This window comes from Candidatus Pelagibacter bacterium nBUS_44, assembly GCF_051200895.1.
Lineage (GTDB): Bacteria > Pseudomonadota > Alphaproteobacteria > Pelagibacterales > Pelagibacteraceae > Pelagibacter.
Map to the genome: position 1 here is coordinate 191,463 of NZ_CP172838.1, position 26,855 is coordinate 218,317.

The window sequence follows — 26,855 nt, forward strand, 5'->3', positions numbered from 1 at the left end:
ATGGTTAAAGCTAAATTAACAATTATTATACCTGCATACAATGAAATAAATACAATTCAAGAAATAATAAATAAAGTTAGTGATCTAAAAATTTTAAAACAATTAATAGTTGTTGATGATAATTCAACAGACGGAACAAAAGAAGTTATATTAAAAAATGAAAGCAAAATAGATAAAATTATTTTGCATAATAAAAATAAAGGTAAAGGAGCAGCGATTCAAAGTGCTCAACCAAATGTTTCAGGAGAATATGTAATTATTCAAGATGCAGATCTAGAATATGATCCAAAAGATTTTTATGAATTATTAAAAAAAATTGAAGAGGATAAAAAAAAAAAATTGTGTATGGTTCAAGAGTACTAAATAATAAAATAAATAAAAAAGCTCAAAACTTTAGTCATAGATTGAGAATTATTGGTAATTTATTTCTTACAAAGCTATCCAATATAATTAACAACCAAAATTTAACGGATGCTCATACTTGTTATAAACTTTTTGAGTCTGATTTTTTTAAGTCGATCAAACTTAAAGAAAATGACTTTTCTTTTTGTCCTGAAATTACAACTAAGGCATCTTTGCTTGAAGAAAAAATAACTGAAATGCCGATCAATTATAACGGACGGACATATAATGAGGGTAAAAAAATAAAAGCTTCTGATGGTTTTAAAGCAATATATGTATTGTTTAAATATAGATTTTTTAAATGATAACTGAGCTTAAATATTTATTTTTCTGTGTCAAACATTATAATTATAAATTATAAGATGAAAAAATAATTATTTACAAAAAAATAATTACTACAAATTAAAAAATAATGTCTAATTTTTATAAAATAAATAAATGCCGTATTTGTAGTAATAAAAATTTAATAAATATTATTGACTTAAAGAAACAATATATACAAGGCTCATTTATAAAAAAAAATAACCCAAAGCCTTATTTAAAAAAAATTCCACTTTTGTTAGTGCTGTGTAAAAATTGTTCTTTGGTCCAATTATCACATACCGTAAATAAAGAAATTCTTTATAAAAATTATTGGTATGAGTTCGGGCATAAACATCACAATGAGAAATCACTTAGAGAAATTAACTAAAATTGGGTCAAATCTCATAAAAAATAATGTCAATATAAAAGTTTTAGACATTGGTTGTAATGATGGCACATTATTAAATTTTTATCCAAAAAAATTCAAAAAATATGGAATAGATCCAAGTCAAATTGTAAAAAAGATTAATAAAAAGAAGATTAATGTTATTAATGATTTTTTTCCACCGAAGAAAAAAAATATATTCTCAAAATTAAAATTTGACTTAATTACGTCAATTGCAATGTTCTATGATTTACAAAATCCAAACATATTTGTTAAAAAAATAAAATTACATTTAGATAAAAATGGAATTTGGATATTTGAATTATCTTATTTAGTAGATATGCTTAAACTAAAATCATTTGATACTATTTGTCATGAACATTTAGAATATTATTCAATTCATAGCCTAAATTTTTTAATGAAAAAACATAATTTAAAAATATTTGATATTTCAAGAAATACTATTAATGGCGGAAGTATAAGGTGTTTTGTAACTCATGCTAATAACAATATGTATGATAAAGATAAAAATAATAAAAAACTGGAAAATTTAATTTCACAGGAAAAAAAAATTAAAGTAAAAAAAATAAATATTTATCGAGAATTTGATAAAAATATTAACAAAATAAGAGAAAAACTTAATTCAAAGATTGATATAATCCTCAAACAAAAAAAAAAAATTTATGTTCTTGGTGCCTCAACAAAAGGGAATACGATTTTACAATTCTTAGACATTGATAATAAAAAAATTCCTTATGCAATAGAAAGAAATAAACAAAAAATAGGAGCCCGAACAATCGGAAGTAATATTAAAATAATAGGTGAAAAGTTTGCTAATAATTCTCAGCCAGATTTTAAGTTAGTTTTGCCATGGCACTTTAAAAGCGAAATTATAAACAGGGAATTAAATTACATCAAAAAAGGAGGCAAACTAATATTTCCTTTGCCTAAAGTATTGACAATTGATAAAAAAAATTTTTCTAAGCATGTTAAAAAAAATTACTAAAAATTCAAAAATATTTGTAGCCGGCCATAACGGTCTTGTTGGATCAGCAATAGTGCGAAAGTTAGTTCTTTATGGGTACAAAAAAATTTTAACTATATCAAAAAAGAAACTTGATTTAAGAAATCAAAGCCAAGTTGAAAAATTTTTTAAAAAAAATAAACCCGATGTAATTATAAATGCTGCAGCAACTGTTGGAGGTATTTATGCAAATAATACCTTTGGAGCAAATTTTATTTATAATAATTTAGCAATCCAAACTAATATTATTCATGCTTCATATTTAAACAATGTTAAAAGTCTAGTCTTTTTAGGTTCAAGCTGTGTTTATCCAAAGAAATGCAATCAACCTATTAAAGAAAAATATTTATTAAATGGAGAATTAGAAAAAACAAACGAACCATACGCTATTGCAAAAATAGCGGGTATAAAAATGTGTGAAAGCTATAACTCACAACATGGAACTAATTATAAATGTTTAATGCCAACAAATACTTATGGGCCAAATGATAATTATGATTTATTAACATCCCATTTTTATCCAGCTTTAATAAGAAAAGTTCACAACGCTAAAATACGTAAAGAAAAATCAATTATATTATGGGGTAATGGAAGTGCAAAAAGAGAATTAATGTATGTAGACGATCTTGCTGATGCTTGTGTTTTTTTTATGAATAAGAATACTAAAGAAAGTTTAATAAATATTGGAAGTGGAGATGAAAAAACAATTAAAGAATTTGCTGAATTCATAATAAAAAAAATTGGATTAAAAATTAAAATTAAATTTGATAAAAGTAAACCGAATGGTACGCCAAGAAAATTGCTGGATACTTCGTTAGCTCAAAAATATGGATGGAGACCAAAAATAAATTTGGATCAAGGATTTGAAAAAGTTTATAGTTCTTTTTTAAAGAGAAATTAGAATGTCAGTTAATATTAAAATTTAATCTAATATTTTTTTTGTATCATAAATTAAAGAGCGCAGCCTTTTTCCTGGAAGAATACCTGTATATCTATCCTTGTCACTGTAAATTTTTATACCTTTAAATTTTTCAATAGAATTTTTTGTTTTTCTGATTCTAAATGCCAGTTTTATTGAGTTTTCAAAATCCTCATTAAAATTAAAATTTCCTCTCAAAAGGTCCTTTTTTGATAGAATTATTTTATATAAAAAATTTAATATAATATTTTTTTTTTCATTTTTGTTAATTATAAATTTTGGTTTTAAATTTATTTTTGCACCTAATATATTAAGAAGATCATGCCAATAAATATCATCACAGGTTAAAGTATACAAACCTGGAGCCTCTTTGTCATCCAAGATATTTATTATAGATTGTTTAATTAATGTTACAAAAGTAATCCAAGCAGGAGTTTTAGGGATTTTAAAAAGATATTTATCTTTTATTAGATTTATAATTTCAGTGCTTGCTCTTTGATAATGACCATGAACCTCAGCAAGTCTTAAAATATAAATTTGAATAGATTTTTTTTTCCCTAAATTTTTAATATATTTTTCAGCAAATCGTTTATTTGAAGCATAAATTGAACTTGAAATAAAATATTTTTTTAAGACTTTTCTTTTATTATCAATTCCAAAAGCATTCATAGAGCTAGCAAAAACAAATTTAGCATCTTTTTTCATGTGAGAAAAAATAAAATCAAATCTTTTTTTATAAAACTCTTTTATATCTTTTAAAGATCCATGATCAGGTGCAGCCAAGTCAAAAATTAAATCTGTGTTAGATATTTTGGAGATAACTTTATTATCATTAAGTTCAGCTGCTACAAAGTTTATATCATTATTCTTAAAAAAAGATGACCCTACTAAGGTCCTAGAATGAGATAAAACGTCTAGATCTTTTGAACTCTTAAACTCTAATGATAACTCTTTACCAATTTGACCAGTAGCACCCAGTATAAGTATTTTTTTATTCAGCATAAAATAATTCAATTATCTTGGTAGTAAGTATAAAATTATCGACAGATATTTCAGATTTTTTTTTATTTTTATATGAGGATATAAATTCATCCCAAAATGACCATGCAACATCAAGAGATTTATTGGGAAAATTTAAGAATTCATTGTCTTTAATTATGAATTCATTACTATCATTATTGGTTATCTTTAAGTTTGAATTATCATCAAAAAGTGAGAGGTTTATTGAACAATTTTTAAAATTATAATCAATTGAGTTAGATGTGTTTTTTAAATTAGTCATATAAAATTTACAATTAAACTCATGATCTTGTTGATTTACGATATCAAATTCACCATTACATTCGATGTCTAGTTCATCAATCTTTTTTTTAGTAGCTTTAAAATTTTTTACATCTTTAGCATTGGTGGTAAATAAAACTGTATCAATCCAATGGGAACCTGTTTCAAAAAAAATTCCGCCTCCTGATTTTTCTTTTTTTGATCTAAATCCATCAAACTTATAATGAATATCTCCAAAATTGATTTTAATTGAAACTAACGAACCAAATAATTTTTGATTTATTATATTTTTTAAGGTTTTTACAATTCTCATATGCCTTCTTTGATATCCGATAGTTACAGCATAATTTTTAAAATAATTAGAAAAGTACTCGTGTTGTTTTAAGGTAAGCGCAAACGGTTTTTCAAAAAAAATTCCACTACATTTATTTTTGATTTGTTCAAAAATTTTTGTTCTTTCTGAAAATGGTATAGTTATTAAAACTATGTCACACTTCATAAAATTTGTTGCCTTTTCTAGATTTTCAAAAAACGGAATATTTTTTTTTTCTAAAACTTTACGCTTATCTTGATTTTTGTCACATACCCATGATACTTCTAAATCATCTCTAGATAGCAATACTGGAAGATGAACATTCCAGGTAACATTACCCATTCCAATTATGCCTATTTTTATCATTTTGATAACTGTGTTTATACTATAAATAACTATCTAGTATGAAAAAAAAATTCAAATTTTCTAATGATCAAGACATATCTACAAAATATATTAATTTTTTCAAAATTAAAAAATATACCCTAAGAGATAAAATCAGAGATTATTATGATAAAATATTAAGAAGACCACTATACAGATTAATTTATAATAATTTTTTTAAAAATCAAAATTATGATATTGATCTCGTTCTACCTGCTAAAGGATTTTCTACCTTAGCAAGAAGAAAAAAACTTAATAATATTAAAAAGATTGAAAATAAAGAAATTTTAAACATTGGCTGTGGGAATGCTTTTGATTATCATTTGTGGTTTAAATTTAAACCAAAAAAAATAGTAGGTGTTGATGTTTTAAATTATAATTATTCATGGAAACAAGTAAAAAAATTTATCAAACAAGAAAAAATTGGAACTAAAATTGAATTTTATAAAAAAGATTTTACTAATTTTAAATATAAAAAAAAATTTGATTTTATTGTAAGTGATGCTGTATTCGAGCATTGTAAAGATTTTTCAAAAGTAATTAAACTTTGTTCAAAATTATTAAAAAAAGATGGAATTTTATATTCTTCTTATGGAGGACCGATGTGGTTAACTTATAGCGGAGATCATTTTTCAGGAAGAGATAATCAAAATAATGGATTTAATCACCTACTTTTAAATAAAAATGATTATGAAAATTATTTTGATAAAAATGTTGGAACACTTGATTATGAATTAAATGAAGGAGGTGGCGGAGGTGTACTGGTGCAAGATGATTTGTTCTCTAAATTAAATGGAAACGAATATATGGATATTTTCAAAAAAAATAACTTTGTTCCAATTAAAACTTATGCTGAATTTTGTCCAGTTGGTTATATGCTAATTAGTAAAAATAAAAGGTTGAAAAAAAGATTATTAAAAAAAAATCCTTTAATACATGAAGAAAATTATTATTTAAAAACACACATTATATACTTAAAAAAAAAATGAAAAAAATTTTTTTAATAATATGGGCAGATCCAAAATTTTATCAAACACTTATTTTTTTATCTCAAAAATTCTCTAAAAATAAATTTGAGGTTTATATCATATTTAGAAACTTAACACATTTTAAAGATGTAATTAAAAAAGTTAATTTTGGAAAAAATGTAAAATTATTAAAATCTCCAAATTTTTTAAATTCTAAATTTAATTTATTAAATTATATAATTTTTAACTTCTTTATAGTTATTCATTTAATTTTAAAAAATCCAAAAAATGTAATTTATTTTAATAAAAAAGCATTATTAAATATATTGTTTGCTAAAATTTTTAAAAAAAAAACTAAATTTATTTATCATAATTTTGATTTTGATTTATTGAACAGTGCAAAAAATTTAGGTGAACGTCTTTTAATAAGATTAGAATTTTATTGTTCAAAAAAGTGTAATTATTTGATCTTTCCATCTAGAGAAAGATCAAAATTATTTAGAAAACATTCAAAGAATATCTTAAGCAAATATTACTATTTTATGAATTGCTTCCCAAAAAAATTTATTATTAATAATTCAATAAAATTTAAGAAATTTTTAATATCTAACAAATTACAATCTAAAAAAATTATTTGCCACCTTGGATCTATTGGACCCAATCATTTTTTAGAGGAAATTATTGAAAGTTTTAAATTTATTAATGATAAATTTATATTAGTTATTGCTGGAAGTTCAATAAATCGTTTTGGAGATTATTTAAAAAAAAAAATTGAAATTAATAATCTTAAAAAAAAAATTTATATAATTGAAGACGTTAGTAATAATTATTGGTTTGAAATTGTACGGAAATCACACTTAGGTTTATGTTTTTATAAGCAAACGTCTTTAAGTCACAAATATATGGCTGGAACTTCTCAAAAATTTAATAATTATTTGTTATTTAATTTACCAATGATTGTTAATAATAGTAATGATTTTATTAAATTTAAAAAAAATGAAGATATTTTTGAAATTGTAAATCCTAAAATGCCCAAAGACATCGCAAAAAAAATTCAATATTTGCTCAACGATAGCAACAGGTACGAAGAAATTAAAAAAAATTTATCAAAAGCTTTTAATTCTGAATTAAATTTTGATAAACAATTTGAAAATAGTTACAAAAGATTTATTTGAATTAATGAAGAATTATATTGTTGTTACTGGTGGAGCTGGTTTTGTTGGCTCAAATTTAATTGAATTTTTTATTAAAAAAGAAAAAAAATACGATATTTTAAGTATAGATAATTATTCAACAGGAAAAAAGAAAAATCATATTAAAAACTCAAGAATTAAATATATAAATGGAAATACAAAAAATTTTTCAAAACTATTAAATTTTTATAAAGACAAGATTCATTCTATTTTTCATTTTGGAGAATTTTCAAGAATTTATCAAAGTTTTTTAAAAATGGATGAATGTATAAGTTCAAATACTATAGGTTCAAATGAAGTTTTTAAGTTTTGTTTACAGAATAAAATAAAACTTATTTATTCAGCAACTTCAGCAAGTATAGGCAATAGAGGTAAAGATAAAGATTTATCACCTTATGCTTTCACAAAAGCAAAAAATCTTGAAATGTTAGAAAATTTAAAAAGTTGGTATAATTTTAAATTTGAAATAATTTATTTTTATAATGTTTATGGTCCAAGGCAAATTTGCAAAGGAGAGATGGCAACTGTAATAGGAATTTTTGAAGATCAATATAAACGAGGTTTACCAGTCACAGTGGTAAAACCAGGAAGCCAAACAAGAAGATTTACCCATATTTATGATACAATTCAAGTATGCTACAACTCTTGGAAAAAAAATAAATGTAATCATTATAGTATTTCAAGTAAAAAAAGTTATTCTGTTTATGAAGTTGCTAAAATGTTTAGTTCTAAAATTAATTTATTACCTTCTAGAAAAGGAGAAAGATATGCGTCAGCATTAACTAATATGAATTTATCCAATAAAGTTCACAAGGTTTTTGGAAAAATTAGTCTAAAAAGTTATATAGATGCTATAATTAAAAAAAATAAATTTTGAATTAATTTTATTTATGAAAAAAAAAGCTCTTATATTCGGTGTTACTGGCCAAGATGGATCTTATCTATCTGAACTTTTGTTAAAAAAAAATTATGAAGTTCATGGAGTAAAAAGAAGATCATCATCATTTAATACTAGTAGAATAGATCATCTTTACAAAGATCTAAATGAAAATAATATAAATTTTTATTTACATTATGGAGATGTAACTGATAGTTTTTCTGTATCGTCTTTAATAAATAAAATTAAACCTAATGAAATTTATAATTTAGCTGCCCAGTCACATGTATCAGTATCTTTTGAAGTACCAGAATATACTGCAAATGCAGATGCGGTTGGTGCTTTACGTATTTTAGAAGCTATCAGAAGTAATAAACTTGAAAATAAAACAAAGTTTTATCAAGCAGGAACATCTGAAATGTTTGGAAAAGTTCAAACAATTCCTCAAAATGAAAAAACCCCATTTTATCCAAGAAGCCCATATGGAGTGGCTAAAGTGTATGCTCACTGGATTACAATTAATTATAGAGAGTCATATAAAATTTTTGCGTGTAATGGGATATTATTTAACCATGAAAGTCCAGTGAGAGGTGAAACTTTTGTAACAAAAAAAGTTGTGAGTGCTCTTTGTAAAATTAAGAAAGGAAAACAAAAAAAACTTTATCTTGGAAATCTAGAAGCAAAAAGAGATTGGGGACACGCTAAAGATTATGTTGAAGCTATGTGGAAAATGATGCAAAAAAAAACTCCAGCAGATTATGTGATTGCGACTGGAAAACAATATTCAGTAAAATATTTTGTAAATTTAGTTTTGAATGAACTTAAAGTAAATTTCAAATGGACTGGCCGAGGAATAAATTCCAAGTGTTTTGATGACAAAGGGAATTGTATTATTGCATGTGATAAAAAATATTTCAGGCCGTTAGAAGTTGATACTTTATTGGGAGATCCAAAAAAGGCTAAAAAAGAACTGAACTGGAAACCAAAATATCAAATAAATGATTTAGTAAAGGAAATGGTTTATTATGAAAATTTGTATTTCACTAAAAAATGAGCACTTTTTTTATTAAAAGTTGAATGTGCCAAAATTACATACATTATTTTTATATAGAGACAATATCTTAAAAAAAATCAACAAATAAAAAAATAGATTATACTTGTTATTAAAAATTGACCTAAAAAACTAAATAAAATATATCAAAATTCAGCTCAATTCTTTGTTTACAATATTAATTAAATAGCTATAAATCAATCGCCGGTGATTATTGCGTAGGTGTTATACCCGATCCCATTCCGAACTCGGAAGTCAAGACCTTCAGCGCCAATGGTACTTTGTCTTAAGGCACGGAAGAGTAGGACGTTGCCGGCATTTAAAATACTATTATGAAAATAAAAAGCTCGTTAAAATCAATTAAAAAAAGAGATCTCAATTCTAAGCTAGTTAGAAGAAGAGGTAGAGTTTACGTAATAAATAAAACAAATCCAAAATTTAAAGCAAGACAGAAATAATTTTTATGGATAATGAAAACCATAAAAGTACCTGGAATAATTTTACAAAGTTTGTGTTGTGGGGAACTGTCGCGGTTATTGGTGTTTTAGTTTTAATGGCAATATTCTTGCTGTAAGATTAAAGTATGAGGATTGCTTCTGTATCGGAAAACCAAAAAGTTGAAAAACGTATAGCTATTACTCCAGAGATTGCAAAAAAATACATATCACTCGGTATTGATGTTTCTTTACCTGAAAATTACGCAAGTCATTTAGGATTTAAGGATGAAGAGTATAAAGAATTTGGAGTATCTATTTTAAAAGATGAAAATGAAATTTTAAAAAATGCGGACATTATTGTTCAGTTAGGTTTATTAGATAATGATAAAACCTCTATATTAAAACAAAATCAAACATTTATAGGGGTATTAAACCCAAATGATAATAGAGATAAAATTGATAATTTAGTTAAAAAGAATATTAATATTTTTTCACTTGAACTTCTTCCAAGAATAACAAGAGCTCAATCTATGGATATACTATCTTCACAAGCAAACCTTGCTGGATATAAGGCAGTAGTAGAGTCGTTTGCTAAATTCGAAAAAGCAATTCCAATGATGATGACTGCAGCAGGAACTATTCCAGCAGCAAAAGTTTTAGTAGTTGGGGCTGGGGTTGCAGGATTACAAGCAATAGCAACCGCAAAACGAATGGGGGCAATTGTATTTGCAACAGATGTTAGAATGGCTTCAAAAGAACAAGTTGAAAGTTTGGGTGGAAAATTTTTAACAGTTGAAGGTTCAGAAAATCTAGAAACAGAAGGGGGTTACGCAAAAGAAGCATCAGATGATTTTAAAAAGAAACAAGAAGACTTATTATCAGAGACACTGAAGAAAATTGATATAGTAATTTGTACAGCCTTAATTCCTGGAAAAAAAGCCCCTGTAATTATTAAAGAAGATATGATTAATAATATGAATTCTGGCTCAATAATTTATGATTTAGCTGCAATTCAAGGTGGAAATACAGCTTTTACTAAAGTTAATGAAATTGTAGATAAAAAAGGTGTTAAAATAATGGGCGAAAGCAATATCTTAAATAAGCTTCCTACTTCTGCATCAAATTTATATGCAAAGAATGTGTTTAATTTTGTTTCGAATCTGTACGATAAAGAAAATAATAAAATTAATATAAATCTAGAAGATGAAATAATTGAAAAAACTTTAATAAAATAAAATTATGGAAATAGACCCTTTTATATTCAGATTAAGCATTTTTATCCTTTCGATTTTTATTGGATATTATGTAGTTTGGAGCGTAACTCCGTCACTGCATACACCTCTAATGTCGGTAACCAATGCAATTTCATCTGTGATTATTGTTGGCGCAATTATTGCAGGTTTAGAAGGAAACTCTGATAAAATTTTTGATATCTCAAGTATATTTGGATTTTTGGCAATTTCATTAGCAGCAATTAACATTTTTGGAGGCTTTCTTGTTACACAAAGAATGCTTGCAATGTATAAAAAAAAAAAAGAATAAATAATGATATCAGCAAATTTATCAGCAATTTTTTATTTAATTTCAGGAATATTATTTATTTTAGCTTTAAGAGGATTGTCGTCACCAGAAACATCAAGACAAGGTAATTTTTTTGGAATTTTAGGAATGATAATTGCAATAACAGTTACCTTTTTATCAATTGGTAATTTTTCAAATGGCTTTGTAGTTGTTTTAATCTTTCTTTTAATAGGTGGTTTAATAGGTGCGTTTATTGCCTATAAAATTCCAATGACAGCAATGCCAGAATTAGTAGCTGGTTTTCATAGTTTAGTTGGACTTGCAGCTGTATTTGTTGCAATTGCTGCTTTTTTAAATCCAGAAGCTTTTAATTTAGGATCTCCAGGCAACATTAAACTTGGAAGTTTAATTGAAATGTCAATTGGTGCAGCAGTTGGTGCGATAACTTTCTCAGGATCAATTATTGCTTTTTTAAAACTTCAGGGAATTATGTCTGGATCACCTATAATTTTTAAAGGACAGCATCCACTTAATGCCATAATTTTAGTTTCAATAATTGTACTTACTTATCTGCTTTGCTCTACTCAATCCTCTAATTTATTTTGGATATTGTTAGCTGCATCATTTTTAATTGGATTGTTATTAATAATCCCAATTGGGGGAGCAGATATGCCGGTTGTTATTTCAATGTTAAATTCATATTCAGGTTGGGCAGCGGCTGGAATTGGGTTTACTCTAGAAAACACAGCATTAATAATTACAGGAGCGCTAGTAGGATCATCTGGTGCAATTTTATCATATATAATGTGTAAAGGAATGAATAGATCATTCTTCAACGTTATTTTGGGTGGGTTTGGTGCAACAGAACAATCATCATCATCACAAAATAAAGAACAAAAACCAGTTAAGAGTGGAAATGCAGATGATGCTGCTTTTTTAATGAAGAACGCATCATCAGTTATAATTGTACCAGGTTATGGTATGGCTGTTGCTCAAGCACAACATGCTTTAAGGGAGATGGTTGATACATTAAAAAAAAATGATATTAAAGTTTCCTACGCAATTCACCCAGTAGCAGGAAGAATGCCTGGTCATATGAATGTTTTACTTGCAGAGGCAAATGTTCCATATGATGAAGTGTTTGAGTTAGAGGAAATAAACAATGATTTTGCTAATGCAGATGTAGCCTTTGTTATTGGCGCTAATGATGTAACTAACCCGGTTGCAAAAACAGATCCACAAAGTCCAATTTATGGTATGCCAGTTCTTGATGTTGAAAAATGTAAGTCAGTATTGTTTGTTAAAAGAAGTTTATCACCAGGCTATGCTGGAATTGATAATGATCTATTTTATAAAGAAAATACTCTAATGTTATTTGCGGATGCAAAAAAAATGACAGAGGACATAACTAAAAATCTATAGGTAAAAATTTGAATACTAAGATATTTTGTGACATTGCAGAACTAGATCAAATTAAAAAATTTAATAAAAAAAAGATTGTTAAAGGATTTACTACGAACCCAAGCTTAATGAGAAAAGCTGGAGCAAAAGATTACAAATCTTATTCAAAAAAAATTCTCAAAATTTGCAATAATAAGCCAGTGTCACTTGAGGTATTTGCTGATGAGTATGAAACAATGAAAATTCAAGCAATGAAAATTAATACTTGGGGAAAAAATGTTTATGTAAAGGTACCAGTAGCAAATTCTAAGGGTAAATTTATGGGTCGAATTATTAAAGAGTTAAATAATCAAAATATAAAACTTAACATAACAGCTGTTTATAGCACCAAACAAACCAAAAAGATTTTAAAGTTAATTAATAAAAAAACAAAAGTAATTATCTCTATTTTTGCAGGAAGAGCTGGTGACACTGGTAAAGATCCAGTTCCAGAATTTGTTAAGAGTATTAGATTGGCTAAAAGATTTAAGAATGTTGAGATATTGTGGGCTAGTGTTCGTGAGCCTTATAATTATTTACAGGCAAAACAATTAGGTTGTCATATCATTACTGTTCCACCGATTATTATTGAAAAAATAGAAAACTTTGGAAAATCATTTGATCAACTCACAAAAGAGACAGTTAAAGCTTTTTTATTAGACAGCAAAAAATCTAATTTTAAAATCTAGCTGAGATTGGTTGCGGGGGACGGATTTGAACCGCCGACCTTCAGGTTATGAGCCTGACGAGCTACCAGACTGCTCCACCCCGCGGTATACTTAAATTCTATTTTTAAGTTTGTTTAATTTTTTAACTCTTTTAATATTTTCTTGAAGAATTCTTTTCTTTTTTTCTGATGGCTTTTCGTATGTATTTTTAAGTTTAATTACTTTAAAAAAACCATCTCTTTGAAGTTTTCTTTTAAGAACTCTTAAAGCTTGTTCAATATTATTATCTTTAACTTCTATTTTCATAAATAATTTTAGAGATGTTTGATTACCATTATAAGATTTTGATGTCTATCAAATTTATTCATTGTTTGAAATTTCTTTTGCCTTTTTGGCTTTTTCTTTTTCTCTTTTTTCCCTTTTGATTCTTCTCTCAGCTTTTTCTAAAGCCTCAACCAAGTCCTTTTGAGCAAATAGGTTAAGAGCGACAGGGTCTTTTGGGTTAAGATTATTATAATTCCAGTAACTTTTATTTCTGATTGAAGTGACTGAATTTTTTGTTATCCCAACAAGCTTAGCAATTTGTGAGTCCTTTAACATATTATGTTGTCTAATTAACCATAGTGCTGAGTCTGGTTTGTCTTGTCTTTTAGATAGTGGTACATATTTTTTAATTTTTTTTTCTGTGTTTGATATTTCAATATCCATACTTTTTATCAATAATGGTCTATTTTCATCTTTAGATGATAGCTCAATTTCTTCTCTAGAAAGTTGACCAGCGATTATTGGGTTATATGCTTTAATACCTTTTGCAACTTCGCCATCAGCAATTCCTTGTATCTCAACTTCGTGTAAGTTACAAAAATTTGCAATTTGTTTAAAAGTAAGCGTTGTATTTTCAACTAACCAAACAGCCGTAGCCATTGGCATCAAAGGTGCGTTTGACATTTAATTTTTTTTATCTGATTTAAAGTTTTGAAATTTTTTGTTAAATTTACTTATTCTACCTTTATCCATTAACTTTTGTTTACCACCTGTCCATGCAGAATGAGATTTTGGATCAATTTCGAGTTTAAGTAAATCACCCTCCGCACCCCACGTTGATTTTGTTTCAAACTGAGTTCCGTCAGTCATTTCAACTTTAATTGAGTGGTATTTTGGGTGTATGTCTTTTTTCATATCGAGACTTATAACAAAAGAATTTTAGAACACAATTAAAAGTTATCTAAATTTTTCAACATTTTGTCATAAATTGCAGCACTTGAAGCTTTAATATTGATGTTATTAATATCAAATTCGTTAATATCATTAACGATTCCGCCTGCTTCTTTTATCATCAAAGCTCCAGCAGCCACGTCCCATAGATTGATTTTGTTCTGAAAATATCCATCAAGTCTACCAGAGGCAACATAAGCTAAATCTAATGCGGCTGATCCACTACATCTCATATTCAAATTGCAAAATTTTACACCTTCAATATTACTCGAAAACAAACATTCTTCTAAAGAGTTTTTGTTTGAAGCTCTTAATCTCTGATTATTTAAAAAAGCACCTTTATTTTTTTCGGCAAAAAACATCTCATCTTTAATTGGATCAAATATTAAGCCACTTAATAACTCATCTCTTGATTTAAGAGCAATAGAAATTGCAAAGTGAGGTATACCATGAAGAAAATTAGTGGTTCCATCAATTGGGTCAATTATCCAAATATTTTCTTTGTCTTTATTTTTAATAACACCAGTTTCTTCAGTTAAGAAAGAATAATTTTTTTTTGTTTTTGATAACTCTTCAATTAAGATTTTTTCAACATGCCTATCTGTTTTGGTTACAAAATCACGAGGTCCTTTTTTCGATACTTGTAACTTTTCGATTTCTCCAAAATCTCTTATTATTGATTTAGATGCTTTTTCTGCAGCCTTAATCATTATGTTGAGATTTGCAGATATAGATATCATCCAATTATATTTTTTTAATATATTCAAGAGTTCTTGTGTCGACAATTACTTCATCACCAGAGTCTATAAATGGTGGTACTTGAATGTTTAAACCATTATCAAGTGTAGCCGGTTTATATGATGATGAAACGGTTTGTCCTTTAAGCGCAACATCTGTTGTTTCAATTTTACACATCACCTGATTGGGAAGCTCAACTGAAATTGGATTTTCATTATAAAAACTTACTGAAACTTTAAGGTTTTCAGTCATCAATTTCCCCTTTTCTCCAATAAGATCTTTTTTTATTTCAATTTGCTCAAATGTTTTTGGATCCATAAAAATATAATTATTTTCATCATCATAAAGATAATTAAAATCTGTTTCTTCTAGTGAAGCTTTTTCAACAGTTTCACTAGATCTAAATCTTTCATTTAACTTCGTATTTTTTCCTACACTCTTCATTTCTACTTGTGCAAACGCTCCACCTTTGCCAGGTTTTACATGTTGAGTTTTTAAAACTAACCATAAATCATTTTTGTATTCTAAGAGCATCCCAACTCTTATTTCTCCTGCATTTATTTTCATTTAATTTTTTCTATTGCTTCAAAGGGTTTATATTTTTTATTATTCCAAACGTAGCTTGAAATAGCCAATAAATTAGCATTGTTCAATAACAGTTTTGTATAATTGCTCAAATTAATTCCTCCAATGGCAACTAATGGTATTCTGGTTAACTTTTTAACTTTATCTAAAATTTTAGTTGTAGCTTGATACTTTACTTTTTTTGTTTTGGTTGAAAAGAAGGCTCCAAAAGCGATATAGTTAGCTTTACCTTTAATGGCGGCTTTTGCTAGATTAATAGAGTTATGGCAGGTAATTCCTATAATCTTATTACCAATAATTTTTCTTGCTTCGATTATATTCATATCTTTTTGTCCTAAATGACATCCATCAGCTCCAAGTTTTTTTGAAAGTTCAGGGCTGTCATTAACTAAAAATTTAACATTACTGTTTTTACAAATTTGTTTAATTTTTTTTCCAATTATAATTTTTTTTTCATATGAATATTTTTTAAATCTCATTTGAAAAAAACTAACTTTACCAGAACTAAGTACTTTTTTTAAATCCCAATAGAATCGTGGGTAAATATAATTAGGAGAGATAAGATAAATAAATTTTTTTTTATTTGTTCTCAAGTTCGCTGGACCATTTCCCTTGAGCTGCCAAAGTATTCATTTTTGCTCTATGATTAAAAATATTTTGAGTTCCTTTACTATCTTTAATATCTTTTGACCAAAATTTTAGAGCACTTTGTTGAAGAGCTCTTCCATATGAATAAGTCATTATAAAATTGGTATTATTATTTTTATTAATTAGATTTAAATTTTCAGTTGCCTCTATTTCAGACTGACCACCTGATAAAAAAGCTATTCCAGGCACTTCATTTGGAACAGATTGTTTTAGGCACTTAAGTGTTTTCAAGGATACTTCTTCATTAGAAATTTTATTTTTTGATTTATTTCCTGCTAGGATCATATTAGGTTTTAAAATTATACCAGTTAGATCAATTTTATGAATAATCAATTCTTCAAAACATTTTTGAATCACTTCAGAAGTTTTGGTGAAACAATCTTCTGCTGAATGTTCACCATCCATTAATACTTCAGGCTCTACAACTGGAACCATTCCACATTCTTGAACAAGAGCAGAGTATCTTGCAAGTGCATGCGTATTTGAATTAATTGCAATTTGACTTGGATATTTTTTGCTAATGTTATAAACACCTCTCCATTTTGTAAATCTTGCTCCAAGTTGATAGTAATCTTTTAATCTTTCTCTTAATCCATCTAAACCTTCAGTAATTTTTTCTTCAGATGAATTTGCCAGAACTTTTGCACCAGTATCAACCTTAATCCCTGGTACTGCACCTGTGTCTGAAATTAAAGTAGGTATTTTTTTTCCAGAATTTGATGATTGATTAATAGTTTCGTCATATAAGATTACACCTCCTATACAATCCATCATGCTTTCTGATAAAAAAAGTGTTTCTCTAAAAAGAAGTCTATTTTCAGGGGATGATTGAATATTAACCGACTCTAATCTTTTAGTCATTGTTCCATTACTTTCATCAGCCGCAAGTATTCCTTTGCCGTTAGAAAGTATTTTTAATGCAATTTTATTAAGTTCTGACATTTTAGTTTAAGGCTTTTATACCAGGAAGTTCTTTTCCTTCAAGATATTCCAAAAAAGCTCCTCCAGCAGTTGAAACAAAATTAAATGTGTTTAATTTATTAAATTTATTTATAACAGCTACAGTTTCTCCACCTCCAGCAACAGCATAAATTTTGTTCTTTAATCTTTTATTGGCAATAATTTCTAGAATTTTTTTTGTTCCATTAGCGAAGTTTGGGTTTTCAAAATATCCAGCTGGACCATTCCACAATACAGTGTTTGTATCATTAATTATATTTTTGATGGATTCGATAGTCTTTGGTCCAATATCTAATATCATCTCATCATTATTTACTTCAGTAATCTCTTTTATTGTTCCGTTCCCATCAAGTGTTTTTGAAACCACAACATCAAGAGGATAATATATTTTGCAATTATGAGTTTCAGATTTTTCTATTATTTCACCCACAAGATTTTTATAACCTTCATCACACACTGATTTACCTATATTTATCCCTGTATTTTTAAGCATTGCATTTCCCATCCCACCTACAATAATTATATTATCAAAATCTTTTATTAAATTTGAAATAATTTTAATTTTTGTCGAAATTTTTGAACCTCCAATTATACAAGTAACAGGTCTTTTAATCTCAGATGTTATTTTTTTTAAAGCATTAATTTCCTCTACAAACTGTAAGCCACAATAGGATGGTATGTATTTGGTGATTCCTTCAATTGAGGAATGTGCCCTATGTGAACATGAAAATGCATCATTAACATATATATCACCTAAATTTGAAATTGTTTTTGAGAAAGTATCATCATTTTTTTCTTCTCCATCATAAAAACGTATATTTTCCATCATCATAACCGAACCATCTTTAATTTTATCAATCTCGACTGAGATTTTTTCACTAATCGCATTTTTATTAAATATAACTTCTTTATTTAAAAGATCAGATAATTTATTTGAAATTGGTTTTAGAGACATTCCGTTAACAACTTTTCCTTTTGGGCGTCCTATATGTGAAAATATTATTATTTTTGCTTTTTTTTCTATCAACAATTTAATTGTAGGTAGGATTTTTATTATTCGTGATGACTCAGTTATTGCTCCATCTTTCATGGGAACATTTAAGTCTACTCTGACTATTACTTTTTTTCCTTTTAAAATAAGATCTTGATCTAAAAAACTTTTCATTAAACTCTAAATCTTATGAAGATATTCTGCTATATCACACATTCTATTTGAAAAGCCCCATTCATTATCATACCAGGCTGAAATTTTTCCCATATTTTTACCAACCACACTGGTAAGATTAGAGTCCACTATTGCTGATGATGAATTATGATTGAAATCGATAGATACTAATTTTTCAGAAGTTATTTCTAATACTTTTTTAGATTGTTTTTTTTCAACTTCTTTAAATGCATCATTAATTTTTGATACATTTATTTCTTTTCTAGTACAAAAAACTAACTCAACAAGAGACACATTTGGAGTTGGAACTCTCATAGCAACACCTTCCAACTTTCCTTTTAGTGAAGGAATTATTTCCCCAATAGCTTTTGAAGCTCCTGTGGAAGTTGGAACAATAGATTGGCTAGCAGATCTTGCTCTTCTCGGGTCTTTATGAGAATTATCTAGAATTCTTTGGTCACTTGTAAAAGCGTGAATTGTGGTCATAAAACCTCTCTCAATCTCAAAATTTTGATGAAGAGTATTCGCAACTGGTGCAAGACAATTTGTAGTACAAGATGCTGCAGAAATTATTTGATCATTTTTTGTAAGCTCATCTTCGTTAACACCAAAAACAATAGTTTTATCTGCATTTTTACAGGGAGCAGAAACAATAACTTTTTTTGCACCATTATTTATATGCGTAAGTAATTTTTCTTTTGAGTTAAATTTTCCAGTACATTCAAAAACATAATCAACACCAAATTTTTTCCAATCAATACCCTCAATCTTTGATTCCTGTGAAAAAGTAATTTTATTTTTATTTATAATCAAATGATTTTCATCATAATCTAGATCTGCATTAAATTTTCCATGTACAGAATCGTATTTAATTAAGGTGCAACTTACTTCTGAATTAGATCTATTGTTGATGTGTTTTATTTTTATATTTTTATTTTGGCTTTCAATAATTGCTCTAATTACCATTCTGCCAATTCTTCCCATTCCATTAATTCCAATATTTATTGTCATATCTATTTTCTAATTAGTTTTTTTGATTTCTTAGCAATATTTGACGCTGTTAAACCAAAATGTTTATAAATTTCTTTATATGGTGCGCTTTTTCCAAATGTATCAATTCCAAAGGTTAAACCATTATTTCCAACATATTTTTTCCAGCAATCTGTTGATGCAGCTTCTATAGAAATTTTCATTTTCGTCTCATTGATAATTTTTTGTTTATAGGAGGTTGATTGTAAGTCAAAAAGATCATGGCACGGCATTGATATTACTTTTGAATATATCTTATCTTTGGCCAATTTATGGCTAGTTTCAATTGCTAAATTAACCTCTGAACCACTAGCCAATATAGTTAAGTGAATTTTTTTATTTGTTCTCAAAACTTCGTAAGCACCGTAAGAACATTTATTAGCACTTGAATATTTTTTTCTTATTGGGCCTAGGTTTTGCCTAGTTAAAGATAAAACACTTGGTGTTTTTGAGCTCTTTAAAGCATGTTCCCAACATTCAATAGTTTCCATTCTATCCGCAGGTCTGAAAATATTTAAATTTGGAATAGAACGTAAGCCTGATAATTGTTCTATCGGTTGATGAGTTGGGCCATCTTCTCCAAGGCCAATAGAGTCATGTGTCATAACATAAATAACTCTTTGTTCCATTAATGCTGATAATCTTATTGATGGTTTACAGTAATCTGAAAAAATCAAAAATGTTCCACCATAAGGAATAAAATTGCTATGAAGTGCTAATCCGTTCATTATTCCACTCATTGCATGTTCCCTTACACCATAGTGGATATAATTACTTTTAAATTCACCAGGCTTTACTATTTTATGATATTTTGTTTTAGTGTTGTTTGATCCTGCTAAATCAGCAGAGCCTCCAATTAAATTATTATTTACACTAGTTAACGCATTTAATGTTAGTTCAGAAGATTTTCTTGTGGCTAAACTTTTCAGCTCTTTTGTTGCACTTTGTTTTTCTGTTTTTAAAATATTTGTAAAATTATTTTTTAATAATTTGTTAATTATTACTTTTTTCTTTTTATAAATTTTATTCCAATTATTTTCAAGTTTTTGACCTTTTTTACCAATTTTTTTCCATTCATTTAAAATTTTATTTGGAATTTCAAAAGGTTTGTAATTCCAATTTAAAGCATTTCTTACAAGTTTAATTTCCTCTGATCCTAAAGGACTTCCATGAGAAGATGATTTGCCAGATTTATTTGGCGACCCATATCCAATTTTTGTTTTGCAAGAAATAACAGTTGGTTTTTGTGAATTTTGTACTTTTTTTAAAGCTTTAAAAATTTCTTTTATCTTATGACCATTAATAGAAATGTAGTTCCAGCCGTAACTTTCAAATCTTTTTTTATAATTATCTGATACCGCTAAACTAGTTGGTCCATCTATAGATATTGAGTTGTTATCAAAAAGCATAACTAAATTTTTTAGCTTTAAATGTCCAGCCAAACTCATTGCTTCATGACTAATTCCTTCCATTAAACAACCATCTCCAGCAAGAACATAAGTTTTATGGTTTATAATTTCTTTACCAAGTTTCTTTTTTAAAATTTCTTCAGCAACTGCAAAGCCGACAGCATTTGCAATTCCTTGTCCTAGTGGACCTGTAGTGGTTTCAATTCCTGTATTAGGATGATATTCTGGATGTCCTGCACATATTGAGTTTAGTTTTCTAAATTTTTTAATACTGCTTAATGAAAAACTTTTATATCCAGTTAGATACAATAACGAATATAGAAGCATAGAACCATGTCCTGCAGATAAAACAAATCTATCTCTATTAAGCCATCCCGGATTTTTTGGATTAAATCTCAAAAAATTTCTAAATAAAACAGTAGCTACATCTGCCATACCCATGGGCATACCTGGATGACCAGAATTTGCTTTTTGAACTGCATCTATTGATAAAAATCTAATGCAATTTGCCAAATCATTGTGTAGTTTGTTCAAAATTATCCTGACTAGACTAAGAAGATTCTATTTAATAATATAAACATATATATATGAATTCTTTCCACGAAAAAGAAAAAAAATTGAATAACGCTCTAAATAAATTAAAAAATTTAGAGCTCAGTAATCCTGATATGCAAAACAATGTTGAAAGTCTAAGCACTCAAAAAAATCAATTAGAAATTGAAAAATCTGAGCTAGAAAATAAATATAAATTATTGTTAGAAGAGCATGAAAATTTAGGTAAAAAACTCGAAGAAATTCAGAATAGAGAAAAATTAGAACAAAAAAAACAAACAGAGTTTTCTGAAAAAATTGATGAATTAAATCAAGAAACAGATACCTTGTTGGAAGAAATAGATAAATGGCAAATGTAAGTATTAAATTTAATAATAAAGAATTTTTATTGTCATGTGAAGATGGTCAAGAGGAGCATCTTGAAGAATTATTAATTCATATTAATCAAAAGTTTAATGATTTAAAGAATAATCTTGGAAATTTAGGAGAAAATAAACTTTTATTAATAACAGCAGTTAAAGTAATGGATGAGTACTACGAGACTAAAAAGAAAGTTGATCAAAAAAAAAATGAATTAAAAGATCTTTCAAACAAATTTAAAGAATTGAAATCACTTATTTACGATTATAGAGATAAGAAAGAGCAAGAAATTAAAGAACTTAATGAAAACCATTTAAGTTTTAAAAATGAAATTGAGACTAATCATAAAAAATATGAAAAATTAATTGATGAAGCTGCAGATGAAATATCAAGTTTTGTAGAAAAAGCAAAATTAGAAAACATATCTCAATAAATACTTGTGAATAAATCGAAAATAAGAAGTAAAATTTTAAAATTCAGAAAAAAAAATTTTAATAAAAATCTTAAGATTAATTTAGATAAATTTATTTCTTTTTTAAAAATGAATGTTTCCAATGCCAGAAAGATTGGTGGATATTATCCTTCCAATTATGAAATTGATGATCTTGAAATTTTGAATGTACTATGTAAACAAAATTTTGAAATATCATTACCTATTGTAAAAAAAAACAATCAAATGAATTTTTATAGTTGGTCAAAAAAATATCCGCTAAAAGTAAATAAATTTGGCATACCTGAGCCAGTTTCATCAAAAATACTTTATCCAGATATTTTGCTAGTTCCATTAGTCGGTTATGACAATAATTTAAATAGATTGGGTTATGGAGGCGGTTTTTATGATCGATATATTGAAAAAATTGACAAGATAAAAAAAGTTACAAAAATTGGTTTGGCTTTTTCGTATCAAAAAATTAAGTCTGTACCAATAGATCAATATGATAAAAAATTAGACTTCATAATTACGGAAAAAAAAATCATAAAATGAAAATATTATTTCTAGGTGATGTGGTTGGAGTTTCAGGGTGTTCAAAATTATTAAACAATCTTAAGAAAGAAATCGAGTCAAAAAAAATAGATTTTGTGATTGTAAATGGTGAGAATGCTGCATCTCAAGGTGTGGGTTTGACTAAAGAGATATGTAATGATTTTTTCAATTGTGGGGTTGATGTAATTACAACAGGAAACCATGTGTGGGATCAAAAAGAAATAATGGAGCACATAGACAAAGAAGAGAGACTATTGAGACCAAAAAACCTATTTGAACCAGCCCCAGGTAATGGGTTTAATATTTATAATACAAAAGAAAGTATCAAAATTGGAGTTCTTAATTTGATGGGAAATGTTTTTATGAAAAAATGTGATGATGTATTTGAGATATCAGAAAAATTCATGAAGCAATATAAATTAAAAGAAGACTATGACTTATTGATTGTTGATTTTCATGGCGAAATAACAAGTGAAAAAAATGCAATAGGTCATTTTTTTGATGGCAAGGCTACTTTAGTTGTTGGAACACACACACACATTCCCACAAATGATGCAAGAATATTATTAGGTGGAACAGGTTATCAAACAGATGCTGGTATGTGCGGAGATTACAACTCTGTTATAGGTATGAATAAAGAAAATTCATTGAATAGATTTTTAAAAAAAAAATCAACAAAACATTTTCCAGCAACTAATGATGCTACTTTGTGTGGCGTTATTGTTGAATGTGATATACAAACAGGTCTTGCAATTAACATTGAAAGTTATGTTTATGGAGCTCAACTAAAAAATACACATTAGAATATGGCGGGACATTCACATTGGGCAGGAATTAAACACAAAAAAGGAAAAGCAGATAAACAGAGATCTAAAATATTTTCAAAGCTATCAAAAGAAATCACTGTAGCTGCAAAACTTGGAGATAAAGATCCAGCTATGAATCCCAGACTAAGATCAGCTATTCAGGCAGCAAGATCTGCTAATATGCCAAAAGATAATATAGAAAGAGCAATCGATAAATCATCAGCAGCATCAGGTGTTAATTTTGAAAATTTACGGTACGAAGGATTTGGTCCTGATAAAATTGCAGTAATTGTAGAAACTTTAACTGATAATAAAAATAGAACTGCCTCAAATATTAGAACTATATTTCAGAAAAGTGGTGGTAGTTTGGGAACTCAAGGTTCAGCATCTCATAATTTTAATCAACTAGGTATAATTAAAATTGATAAAAAAGAAATTTCTGACGAAAATATTTTTGAACTTGCAATTGAGTCAGGAGCAGATGAATGTATATCTCATAATGAATTTCATGAAATTCAATGCTCAATAAGTGAAATTTATAATGTAAAAAAAAAATTAGAAAAAATTATCTCTAATTTTATTTCTACGGAAATAGAATGGGTTGCATTAAATAATGCTAATGTTGAAAAAGATAAGCACGATACTGTAATTGAATTTTTAGAAACTTTAGAAGAAGATGATGATGTTCAAAATGTTTTTTCAAATGCAAATTTTGGTAATAATTGATGCTCGTTATTGGAATTGACCCAGGTATATCAGGATCAATTTGTTTTCTTCAAGATGGAAGAATAATAGATGTAATAGAGATGCCAACAATGACCGAGGGAAAAAAAAATAAAAAACAAGTAAATGGATCTCAAATTTTTAATGAAATATCTGAAAGAATTAATAAGTTAGATAAAAACAATACAAGAGTAATAATAGAACAAGTTTCAGCTATGCCAGGACAAGGTGTAACAAGTATGTTTAACTTTGGTCAATCATTTGGAATTTTAAAGGGAATATGTTCTGCAATGCAGTTACCTATGTATTTTGTAAGACCTGCAAAATGGAAAAAATATTTTAATCTTATAAATTCAGAAAAAGATGCAAGCAGAACAAGAGCAATTGAGATTTTTCCCTATTTTTCTAACCAATTATCCAAAAAAAAAGACTCTAATAAAGCTGATGCTATCTTGATAGCTAGCTTTTATTATGAAACTTACAAAATTGAGGAATAATCAAAAAATTTAAGACAAATTCATGACACATTTAAGTGTGAATAGTGAATTATGGAAGCTGATATCGCATCACAGGCAGTAGGTTTAGGAGTTAATACCGATTTTTCTTTAATGAGTCTTTTTTTACGAGCTGATATAATTGTGAAATCAGTAATATTAATTTTAATAGTCTGCTCAATATATTCTTGGGCGGTTATTATTGATAAATTTAGATTATTTAAAAAGATAAACTTATCATCAGAAGAGTTTGAGGAGAAGTTTTGGAATTCTAAATCTGCAGAAACTTTTTATAATAGTTTACCAGCAAAAGTTGATGACCCAATGGCAGTAGTTTTTCAAGATGCAATGGAGAGTTTATTAAAAAAAAAATCAAAAAATAATTTAAGTGAAAAAATGACCACTTTTTTAGAAGTTGGGATAGAGAAACAAATGACCAAAATTGATAAAGGTTTTACGTTTTTAGCAACTGTAGGATCTACTGCACCTTTCATTGGTTTATTTGGAACAGTTTGGGGTATAATGAACTCATTTCAATCGATTGCAATTTCAAGAAATACTAGTTTAGCTATTGTTGCTCCAGGAATAGCAGAAGCATTATTTGCTACAGCCTTAGGTCTGTTAGCAGCAATACCTGCGGTTATTGCATACAATAAATTTAACACTGACTCTAAAAAATATTCTCAAAAATTAGAAAACTTTTCAAAAAGATTTTTAACAATAATTTAAATGGCTTTTAAATTTACTCGTTCATCAAAAGAACCAATGAGCGAAATAAATGTAACACCATTTGTAGATGTAATGCTGGTACTATTAATTATTTTTATGGTAACAGCTCCATTGTTAACAGTTGGTGTTCAAGTAGACTTACCAGAAACTTCAGCTGACTCTTTACCAGAAGAAACTGAACCACTTACACTTTCAATAAATGCAAAAGGTGAAATTTTTATACAAGAAGCAAAAGTAGAATATGATAATATCATAGCAAAAGTCCTAGCAGTATCAAAAAATAGAACAGATACTAGAATTTATGTTAGGGGAGATAAAACAATAAATTATGGGAGAGTATTAGAGATCATGGGTTTGTTATCTGGTTCTGGATTTACTAAAGTTGCTTTGATATCTGAGCCATATAAACAAAGGTAATTAATTATGAATAGAAGTATTATTATATCTTCTGTTTCTCATCTATTATTGATTTTTATAACAGCAATGAGCTTACCATTTTTAGCAAAAAAACCTTTAGATATTCCACCGATTATTTCGGTTGAGCTAATTCAGATTACTGAAAAAACAAATATACCTTTTGCGCCTAAAGCAAAAAAAACAATAGAAAAAATTAAAGAAAAAGAGAAGAAATTAGTATCAGAACAAGCCCCACCTAAAAAAGTAGAAAAAACAAAAACAAAAACAGTTATTTCTGTTGATGATAATGAGAGAGATGATAATAAAACACCTGAAGCAGTCCCGCTACCTGAAAAAACTGTAAAAAAAATTGAAACAAAAAAAGAAAAAAAACAAAATCCAGATAAATTAGATGAAGAAGTAAAACAGGTGTCAGAATTTGAAAAAAAAGAATTTGTAGATTTAGATAATATTGCAAAATTAATTGATAAAGCAAAAATTGAAAGTGCTGATATAATTAAAAAAAACAATGATATTACTCAAGATCAAGATAGAAATATTGATAACACTGGATTAACTTTAAGTGAAGAAGACGCTTTAAAAGCTCAGATTTTTGGATGCTGGAGTATACCGCTTGGATTACCCTACAATGAAAATTTATTAGTCAGAATTAAACTAATGTTAGAACCAGATGGATCTGTTACAAAAACAGAAATCTTAGATCATGCTAGAATGAATAAGCCTGGCCAGGGTTTTTATAAAGTCTTAGCTGAAAGCGCTCTAAGAGCTGTAAAATTGTGTCAACCTCTAAGAGTTCCAACTACAGGATATGAAAGATGGAAAGAATTACAATTAAATTTTGATGCAAGAGAGATGTTAGAGGGTTAAGATATAA

36 protein-coding genes, 1 tRNA gene and 1 rRNA gene are annotated in these 26,855 nt (G+C 27.3%); 25 read left to right on the forward strand and 13 right to left on the reverse strand.

All coding sequences use genetic code 11. The features are described from left to right. From ACIJYB_RS00995 to ACIJYB_RS01015, 5 genes are all read left to right on the forward strand, one after another. On the forward strand, positions 1–363 hold the full coding sequence (locus ACIJYB_RS00995) for a glycosyltransferase family 2 protein (protein ID WP_435151350.1): 363 nt from the start codon (positions 1–3) through the stop codon (positions 361–363). Further along, on the forward strand, positions 342–707 hold the full coding sequence (locus ACIJYB_RS01000) for a hypothetical protein (protein ID WP_435151352.1): 366 nt from the start codon (positions 342–344) through the stop codon (positions 705–707). Before ACIJYB_RS00995 ends, ACIJYB_RS01000 begins: the two co-directional genes overlap by 22 nt. A 107-nt stretch (positions 708–814) precedes the next feature. Beyond that, positions 815–1,093, forward strand: a complete 279-nt coding sequence (locus ACIJYB_RS01005) for a class I SAM-dependent methyltransferase (protein ID WP_435151353.1) — start codon at positions 815–817, stop codon at positions 1,091–1,093. Beyond that, entirely contained in the window at positions 1,065–2,096 is a 1,032-nt protein-coding gene (locus ACIJYB_RS01010) for a class I SAM-dependent methyltransferase (RefSeq protein WP_435151355.1), read from the forward strand. The genes ACIJYB_RS01005 and ACIJYB_RS01010 overlap by 29 nt, the downstream gene beginning before the upstream one ends. Continuing rightward, the gene (locus ACIJYB_RS01015) at positions 2,077–3,015 is read left to right on the forward strand and encodes a GDP-L-fucose synthase family protein (RefSeq protein ID WP_435151357.1); all 939 of its coding nucleotides are present in this window, start codon (positions 2,077–2,079) and stop codon (positions 3,013–3,015) included. The genes ACIJYB_RS01010 and ACIJYB_RS01015 overlap by 20 nt, the downstream gene beginning before the upstream one ends. Positions 3,016–3,036: 21 nt before the next feature. Here ACIJYB_RS01015 and ACIJYB_RS01020 read toward each other — a convergent pair whose 3' ends face one another. Both ACIJYB_RS01020 and ACIJYB_RS01025 read right to left on the reverse strand, forming a co-directional pair. Continuing rightward, on the reverse strand, positions 3,037–4,035 hold the full coding sequence (locus tag ACIJYB_RS01020) for an NAD-dependent epimerase/dehydratase family protein (RefSeq protein ID WP_435151359.1): 999 nt from the start codon (positions 4,033–4,035) through the stop codon (positions 3,037–3,039). Next, positions 4,025–4,993, reverse strand: coding sequence for a Gfo/Idh/MocA family protein (locus ACIJYB_RS01025; RefSeq protein ID WP_435151361.1), 969 nt, complete (start codon positions 4,991–4,993; stop codon positions 4,025–4,027). Before ACIJYB_RS01025 ends, ACIJYB_RS01020 begins: the two co-directional genes overlap by 11 nt. 38 nt (positions 4,994–5,031) lie before the next feature. On the opposite strand from ACIJYB_RS01025, the gene ACIJYB_RS01030 reads away from it, so the two are divergent. The 11 genes from ACIJYB_RS01030 (at position 5,032) to ACIJYB_RS01080 (ending at position 13,187) form a co-directional block, all read left to right on the forward strand. Then, the gene (locus ACIJYB_RS01030) at positions 5,032–6,000 is read left to right on the forward strand and encodes a methyltransferase domain-containing protein (protein ID WP_435151363.1); all 969 of its coding nucleotides are present in this window, start codon (positions 5,032–5,034) and stop codon (positions 5,998–6,000) included. Continuing rightward, positions 5,997–7,154 carry a glycosyltransferase gene (locus tag ACIJYB_RS01035; RefSeq protein ID WP_435151365.1) on the forward strand — a complete coding sequence of 386 codons (1,158 nt, stop codon included), beginning with the start codon at positions 5,997–5,999 and terminating at the stop codon, positions 7,152–7,154. Before ACIJYB_RS01030 ends, ACIJYB_RS01035 begins: the two co-directional genes overlap by 4 nt. 4 nt (positions 7,155–7,158) lie before the next feature. Beyond that, on the forward strand, positions 7,159–8,049 hold the full coding sequence (locus tag ACIJYB_RS01040) for an NAD-dependent epimerase/dehydratase family protein (RefSeq protein WP_435151366.1): 891 nt from the start codon (positions 7,159–7,161) through the stop codon (positions 8,047–8,049). A 13-nt stretch (positions 8,050–8,062) separates the two neighbouring features. Continuing rightward, positions 8,063–9,103: a GDP-mannose 4,6-dehydratase gene (gene gmd, locus ACIJYB_RS01045; RefSeq protein ID WP_435151367.1), complete on the forward strand. Its 1,041-nt coding sequence runs from the start codon at positions 8,063–8,065 to the stop codon at positions 9,101–9,103. A gap of 200 nt (positions 9,104–9,303) precedes the next feature. After that, positions 9,304–9,418: ribosomal RNA gene (rrf, locus tag ACIJYB_RS01050) — 5S ribosomal RNA — on the forward strand. Positions 9,419–9,432: 14 nt separating this feature from the next. After that, positions 9,433–9,558 carry a type B 50S ribosomal protein L36 gene (gene ykgO, locus ACIJYB_RS01055; RefSeq protein WP_008545413.1) on the forward strand — a complete coding sequence of 42 codons (126 nt, stop codon included), beginning with the start codon at positions 9,433–9,435 and terminating at the stop codon, positions 9,556–9,558. Between the two features lie 5 nt (positions 9,559–9,563). Further along, on the forward strand, positions 9,564–9,674 hold the full coding sequence (locus ACIJYB_RS01060) for an aa3-type cytochrome c oxidase subunit IV (protein ID WP_080637651.1): 111 nt from the start codon (positions 9,564–9,566) through the stop codon (positions 9,672–9,674). 9 nt (positions 9,675–9,683) lie between these two features. Beyond that, positions 9,684–10,772 carry an NAD(P) transhydrogenase subunit alpha gene (locus ACIJYB_RS01065; RefSeq protein WP_435151369.1) on the forward strand — a complete coding sequence of 363 codons (1,089 nt, stop codon included), beginning with the start codon at positions 9,684–9,686 and terminating at the stop codon, positions 10,770–10,772. Positions 10,773–10,776: 4 nt separating this feature from the next. Continuing rightward, positions 10,777–11,079 carry a proton-translocating transhydrogenase family protein gene (locus ACIJYB_RS01070; RefSeq protein ID WP_435151371.1) on the forward strand — a complete coding sequence of 101 codons (303 nt, stop codon included), beginning with the start codon at positions 10,777–10,779 and terminating at the stop codon, positions 11,077–11,079. Between the two features lie 3 nt (positions 11,080–11,082). Further along, positions 11,083–12,480: an NAD(P)(+) transhydrogenase (Re/Si-specific) subunit beta gene (locus tag ACIJYB_RS01075; RefSeq protein WP_435151372.1), complete on the forward strand. Its 1,398-nt coding sequence runs from the start codon at positions 11,083–11,085 to the stop codon at positions 12,478–12,480. Positions 12,481–12,488: 8 nt separating this feature from the next. Then, positions 12,489–13,187, forward strand: a complete 699-nt coding sequence (locus ACIJYB_RS01080; RefSeq protein ID WP_435151374.1) for a transaldolase family protein — start codon at positions 12,489–12,491, stop codon at positions 13,185–13,187. 7 nt (positions 13,188–13,194) lie between these two features. Here ACIJYB_RS01080 and ACIJYB_RS01085 read toward each other — a convergent pair. The 11 genes from ACIJYB_RS01085 to tkt all read right to left on the reverse strand — a co-directional run bounded on the left by ACIJYB_RS01085 (position 13,195) and on the right by tkt (position 21,449). Beyond that, a tRNA-Met gene (locus tag ACIJYB_RS01085) sits at positions 13,195–13,271 on the reverse strand. Between the two features lie 6 nt (positions 13,272–13,277). After that, on the reverse strand, positions 13,278–13,472 hold the full coding sequence (rpsU, locus tag ACIJYB_RS01090; protein WP_008544401.1) for a 30S ribosomal protein S21: 195 nt from the start codon (positions 13,470–13,472) through the stop codon (positions 13,278–13,280). Positions 13,473–13,526: 54 nt separating this feature from the next. Beyond that, complete coding sequence (locus ACIJYB_RS01095) at positions 13,527–14,114, reverse strand: cell cycle transcriptional regulator TrcR (RefSeq protein WP_435151376.1); 588 nt, start codon at positions 14,112–14,114, stop codon at positions 13,527–13,529. Beyond that, entirely contained in the window at positions 14,115–14,345 is a 231-nt protein-coding gene (rpmE, locus tag ACIJYB_RS01100) for a 50S ribosomal protein L31 (protein ID WP_435151378.1), read from the reverse strand. Positions 14,346–14,380: 35 nt separating this feature from the next. Further along, entirely contained in the window at positions 14,381–15,121 is a 741-nt protein-coding gene (locus tag ACIJYB_RS01105) for an inositol monophosphatase family protein (protein WP_435151380.1), read from the reverse strand. 4 nt (positions 15,122–15,125) lie between these two features. Beyond that, positions 15,126–15,686 carry an elongation factor P gene (gene efp / locus ACIJYB_RS01110; RefSeq protein WP_435151381.1) on the reverse strand — a complete coding sequence of 187 codons (561 nt, stop codon included), beginning with the start codon at positions 15,684–15,686 and terminating at the stop codon, positions 15,126–15,128. Continuing rightward, positions 15,683–16,297 carry a thiamine phosphate synthase gene (gene thiE, locus ACIJYB_RS01115; RefSeq protein WP_435151383.1) on the reverse strand — a complete coding sequence of 205 codons (615 nt, stop codon included), beginning with the start codon at positions 16,295–16,297 and terminating at the stop codon, positions 15,683–15,685. Before thiE ends, efp begins: the two co-directional genes overlap by 4 nt. Then, positions 16,284–17,294: a class I fructose-bisphosphate aldolase gene (locus ACIJYB_RS01120; RefSeq protein ID WP_435151385.1), complete on the reverse strand. Its 1,011-nt coding sequence runs from the start codon at positions 17,292–17,294 to the stop codon at positions 16,284–16,286. Before ACIJYB_RS01120 ends, thiE begins: the two co-directional genes overlap by 14 nt. A 1-nt stretch (position 17,295) precedes the next feature. Next, entirely contained in the window at positions 17,296–18,477 is a 1,182-nt protein-coding gene (locus ACIJYB_RS01125; RefSeq protein WP_435151386.1) for a phosphoglycerate kinase, read from the reverse strand. A gap of 6 nt (positions 18,478–18,483) precedes the next feature. Beyond that, positions 18,484–19,488, reverse strand: coding sequence for a type I glyceraldehyde-3-phosphate dehydrogenase (gene gap, locus ACIJYB_RS01130; protein WP_435151387.1), 1,005 nt, complete (start codon positions 19,486–19,488; stop codon positions 18,484–18,486). A gap of 2 nt (positions 19,489–19,490) precedes the next feature. Next, positions 19,491–21,449, reverse strand: a complete 1,959-nt coding sequence (tkt, locus tag ACIJYB_RS01135) for a transketolase (RefSeq protein WP_435151389.1) — start codon at positions 21,447–21,449, stop codon at positions 19,491–19,493. A gap of 53 nt (positions 21,450–21,502) precedes the next feature. On the opposite strand from tkt, the gene ACIJYB_RS01140 reads away from it, so the two are divergent. From ACIJYB_RS01140 to ACIJYB_RS01180, 9 genes are read left to right on the forward strand one after another with little or no spacing between them, the layout of a single operon-like run. Further along, positions 21,503–21,826 carry a 5-formyltetrahydrofolate cyclo-ligase gene (locus ACIJYB_RS01140; protein ID WP_435151391.1) on the forward strand — a complete coding sequence of 108 codons (324 nt, stop codon included), beginning with the start codon at positions 21,503–21,505 and terminating at the stop codon, positions 21,824–21,826. Further along, entirely contained in the window at positions 21,814–22,260 is a 447-nt protein-coding gene (zapA, locus tag ACIJYB_RS01145; protein ID WP_435151392.1) for a cell division protein ZapA, read from the forward strand. Before ACIJYB_RS01140 ends, zapA begins: the two co-directional genes overlap by 13 nt. A gap of 6 nt (positions 22,261–22,266) precedes the next feature. Next, the gene (locus ACIJYB_RS01150; protein ID WP_435151394.1) at positions 22,267–22,812 is read left to right on the forward strand and encodes a 5-formyltetrahydrofolate cyclo-ligase; all 546 of its coding nucleotides are present in this window, start codon (positions 22,267–22,269) and stop codon (positions 22,810–22,812) included. Beyond that, a complete protein-coding gene (locus ACIJYB_RS01155; protein ID WP_435151395.1) occupies positions 22,809–23,615 on the forward strand; it encodes a TIGR00282 family metallophosphoesterase in 807 nt (268 codons plus the stop codon). Before ACIJYB_RS01150 ends, ACIJYB_RS01155 begins: the two co-directional genes overlap by 4 nt. Before the next feature lie 3 nt (positions 23,616–23,618). After that, positions 23,619–24,344 (forward strand): YebC/PmpR family DNA-binding transcriptional regulator, encoded by a 726-nt coding sequence (locus ACIJYB_RS01160; protein ID WP_435151397.1) that lies wholly within the window; start codon positions 23,619–23,621, stop codon positions 24,342–24,344. Beyond that, a complete protein-coding gene (locus tag ACIJYB_RS01165) occupies positions 24,344–24,838 on the forward strand; it encodes a crossover junction endodeoxyribonuclease (protein ID WP_435086361.1) in 495 nt (164 codons plus the stop codon). The genes ACIJYB_RS01160 and ACIJYB_RS01165 overlap by 1 nt, the downstream gene beginning before the upstream one ends. A 51-nt stretch (positions 24,839–24,889) precedes the next feature. Then, on the forward strand, positions 24,890–25,564 hold the full coding sequence (tolQ, locus tag ACIJYB_RS01170) for a protein TolQ (RefSeq protein WP_435151399.1): 675 nt from the start codon (positions 24,890–24,892) through the stop codon (positions 25,562–25,564). After that, positions 25,565–25,981 carry a protein TolR gene (gene tolR, locus ACIJYB_RS01175; protein WP_435086365.1) on the forward strand — a complete coding sequence of 139 codons (417 nt, stop codon included), beginning with the start codon at positions 25,565–25,567 and terminating at the stop codon, positions 25,979–25,981. It begins immediately after the preceding gene. A 6-nt stretch (positions 25,982–25,987) separates the two neighbouring features. Continuing rightward, entirely contained in the window at positions 25,988–26,848 is an 861-nt protein-coding gene (locus ACIJYB_RS01180; protein ID WP_435151401.1) for an energy transducer TonB, read from the forward strand. Positions 26,849–26,855: the final 7 nt, after the last annotated feature.

Bases quoted from the DNA above. Each gene is read 5' to 3' on its own strand.
- ACIJYB_RS00995 (WP_435151350.1), top strand. From the start codon at position 1: ATGGTTAAAGCTAAATTAACAATTATTATACCTGCATACAATGAAATA.
- ACIJYB_RS01005 (WP_435151353.1), top strand. From the start codon at position 815: ATGTCTAATTTTTATAAAATAAATAAATGCCGTATTTGTAGTAATAAA.
- ACIJYB_RS01010 (WP_435151355.1), top strand. From the start codon at position 1,065: ATGAGAAATCACTTAGAGAAATTAACTAAAATTGGGTCAAATCTCATA.
- ACIJYB_RS01015 (WP_435151357.1), top strand. From the start codon at position 2,077: ATGTTAAAAAAAATTACTAAAAATTCAAAAATATTTGTAGCCGGCCAT.
- ACIJYB_RS01020 (WP_435151359.1), bottom strand. From the start codon at position 4,035: ATGCTGAATAAAAAAATACTTATACTGGGTGCTACTGGTCAAATTGGT.
- ACIJYB_RS01025 (WP_435151361.1), bottom strand. From the start codon at position 4,993: ATGATAAAAATAGGCATAATTGGAATGGGTAATGTTACCTGGAATGTT.
- ACIJYB_RS01030 (WP_435151363.1), top strand. From the start codon at position 5,032: ATGAAAAAAAAATTCAAATTTTCTAATGATCAAGACATATCTACAAAA.
- ACIJYB_RS01035 (WP_435151365.1), top strand. From the start codon at position 5,997: ATGAAAAAAATTTTTTTAATAATATGGGCAGATCCAAAATTTTATCAA.
- ACIJYB_RS01040 (WP_435151366.1), top strand. From the start codon at position 7,159: ATGAAGAATTATATTGTTGTTACTGGTGGAGCTGGTTTTGTTGGCTCA.
- gmd (WP_435151367.1), top strand. From the start codon at position 8,063: ATGAAAAAAAAAGCTCTTATATTCGGTGTTACTGGCCAAGATGGATCT.
- ykgO (WP_008545413.1), top strand. From the start codon at position 9,433: ATGAAAATAAAAAGCTCGTTAAAATCAATTAAAAAAAGAGATCTCAAT.
- ACIJYB_RS01060 (WP_080637651.1), top strand. From the start codon at position 9,564: ATGGATAATGAAAACCATAAAAGTACCTGGAATAATTTTACAAAGTTT.
- ACIJYB_RS01065 (WP_435151369.1), top strand. From the start codon at position 9,684: ATGAGGATTGCTTCTGTATCGGAAAACCAAAAAGTTGAAAAACGTATA.
- ACIJYB_RS01070 (WP_435151371.1), top strand. From the start codon at position 10,777: ATGGAAATAGACCCTTTTATATTCAGATTAAGCATTTTTATCCTTTCG.
- ACIJYB_RS01075 (WP_435151372.1), top strand. From the start codon at position 11,083: ATGATATCAGCAAATTTATCAGCAATTTTTTATTTAATTTCAGGAATA.
- rpsU (WP_008544401.1), bottom strand. From the start codon at position 13,472: ATGAAAATAGAAGTTAAAGATAATAATATTGAACAAGCTTTAAGAGTT.
- ACIJYB_RS01095 (WP_435151376.1), bottom strand. From the start codon at position 14,114: ATGTCAAACGCACCTTTGATGCCAATGGCTACGGCTGTTTGGTTAGTT.
- rpmE (WP_435151378.1), bottom strand. From the start codon at position 14,345: ATGAAAAAAGACATACACCCAAAATACCACTCAATTAAAGTTGAAATG.
- ACIJYB_RS01105 (WP_435151380.1), bottom strand. From the start codon at position 15,121: ATGATATCTATATCTGCAAATCTCAACATAATGATTAAGGCTGCAGAA.
- efp (WP_435151381.1), bottom strand. From the start codon at position 15,686: ATGAAAATAAATGCAGGAGAAATAAGAGTTGGGATGCTCTTAGAATAC.
- ACIJYB_RS01120 (WP_435151385.1), bottom strand. From the start codon at position 17,294: ATGTCAGAACTTAATAAAATTGCATTAAAAATACTTTCTAACGGCAAA.
- ACIJYB_RS01125 (WP_435151386.1), bottom strand. From the start codon at position 18,477: ATGAAAAGTTTTTTAGATCAAGATCTTATTTTAAAAGGAAAAAAAGTA.
- gap (WP_435151387.1), bottom strand. From the start codon at position 19,488: ATGACAATAAATATTGGAATTAATGGAATGGGAAGAATTGGCAGAATG.
- ACIJYB_RS01140 (WP_435151391.1), top strand. From the start codon at position 21,503: ATGAATTCTTTCCACGAAAAAGAAAAAAAATTGAATAACGCTCTAAAT.
- zapA (WP_435151392.1), top strand. From the start codon at position 21,814: ATGGCAAATGTAAGTATTAAATTTAATAATAAAGAATTTTTATTGTCA.
- ACIJYB_RS01155 (WP_435151395.1), top strand. From the start codon at position 22,809: ATGAAAATATTATTTCTAGGTGATGTGGTTGGAGTTTCAGGGTGTTCA.
- ACIJYB_RS01160 (WP_435151397.1), top strand. From the start codon at position 23,619: ATGGCGGGACATTCACATTGGGCAGGAATTAAACACAAAAAAGGAAAA.
- ACIJYB_RS01165 (WP_435086361.1), top strand. From the start codon at position 24,344: ATGCTCGTTATTGGAATTGACCCAGGTATATCAGGATCAATTTGTTTT.
- tolQ (WP_435151399.1), top strand. From the start codon at position 24,890: ATGGAAGCTGATATCGCATCACAGGCAGTAGGTTTAGGAGTTAATACC.
- tolR (WP_435086365.1), top strand. From the start codon at position 25,565: ATGGCTTTTAAATTTACTCGTTCATCAAAAGAACCAATGAGCGAAATA.
- ACIJYB_RS01180 (WP_435151401.1), top strand. From the start codon at position 25,988: ATGAATAGAAGTATTATTATATCTTCTGTTTCTCATCTATTATTGATT.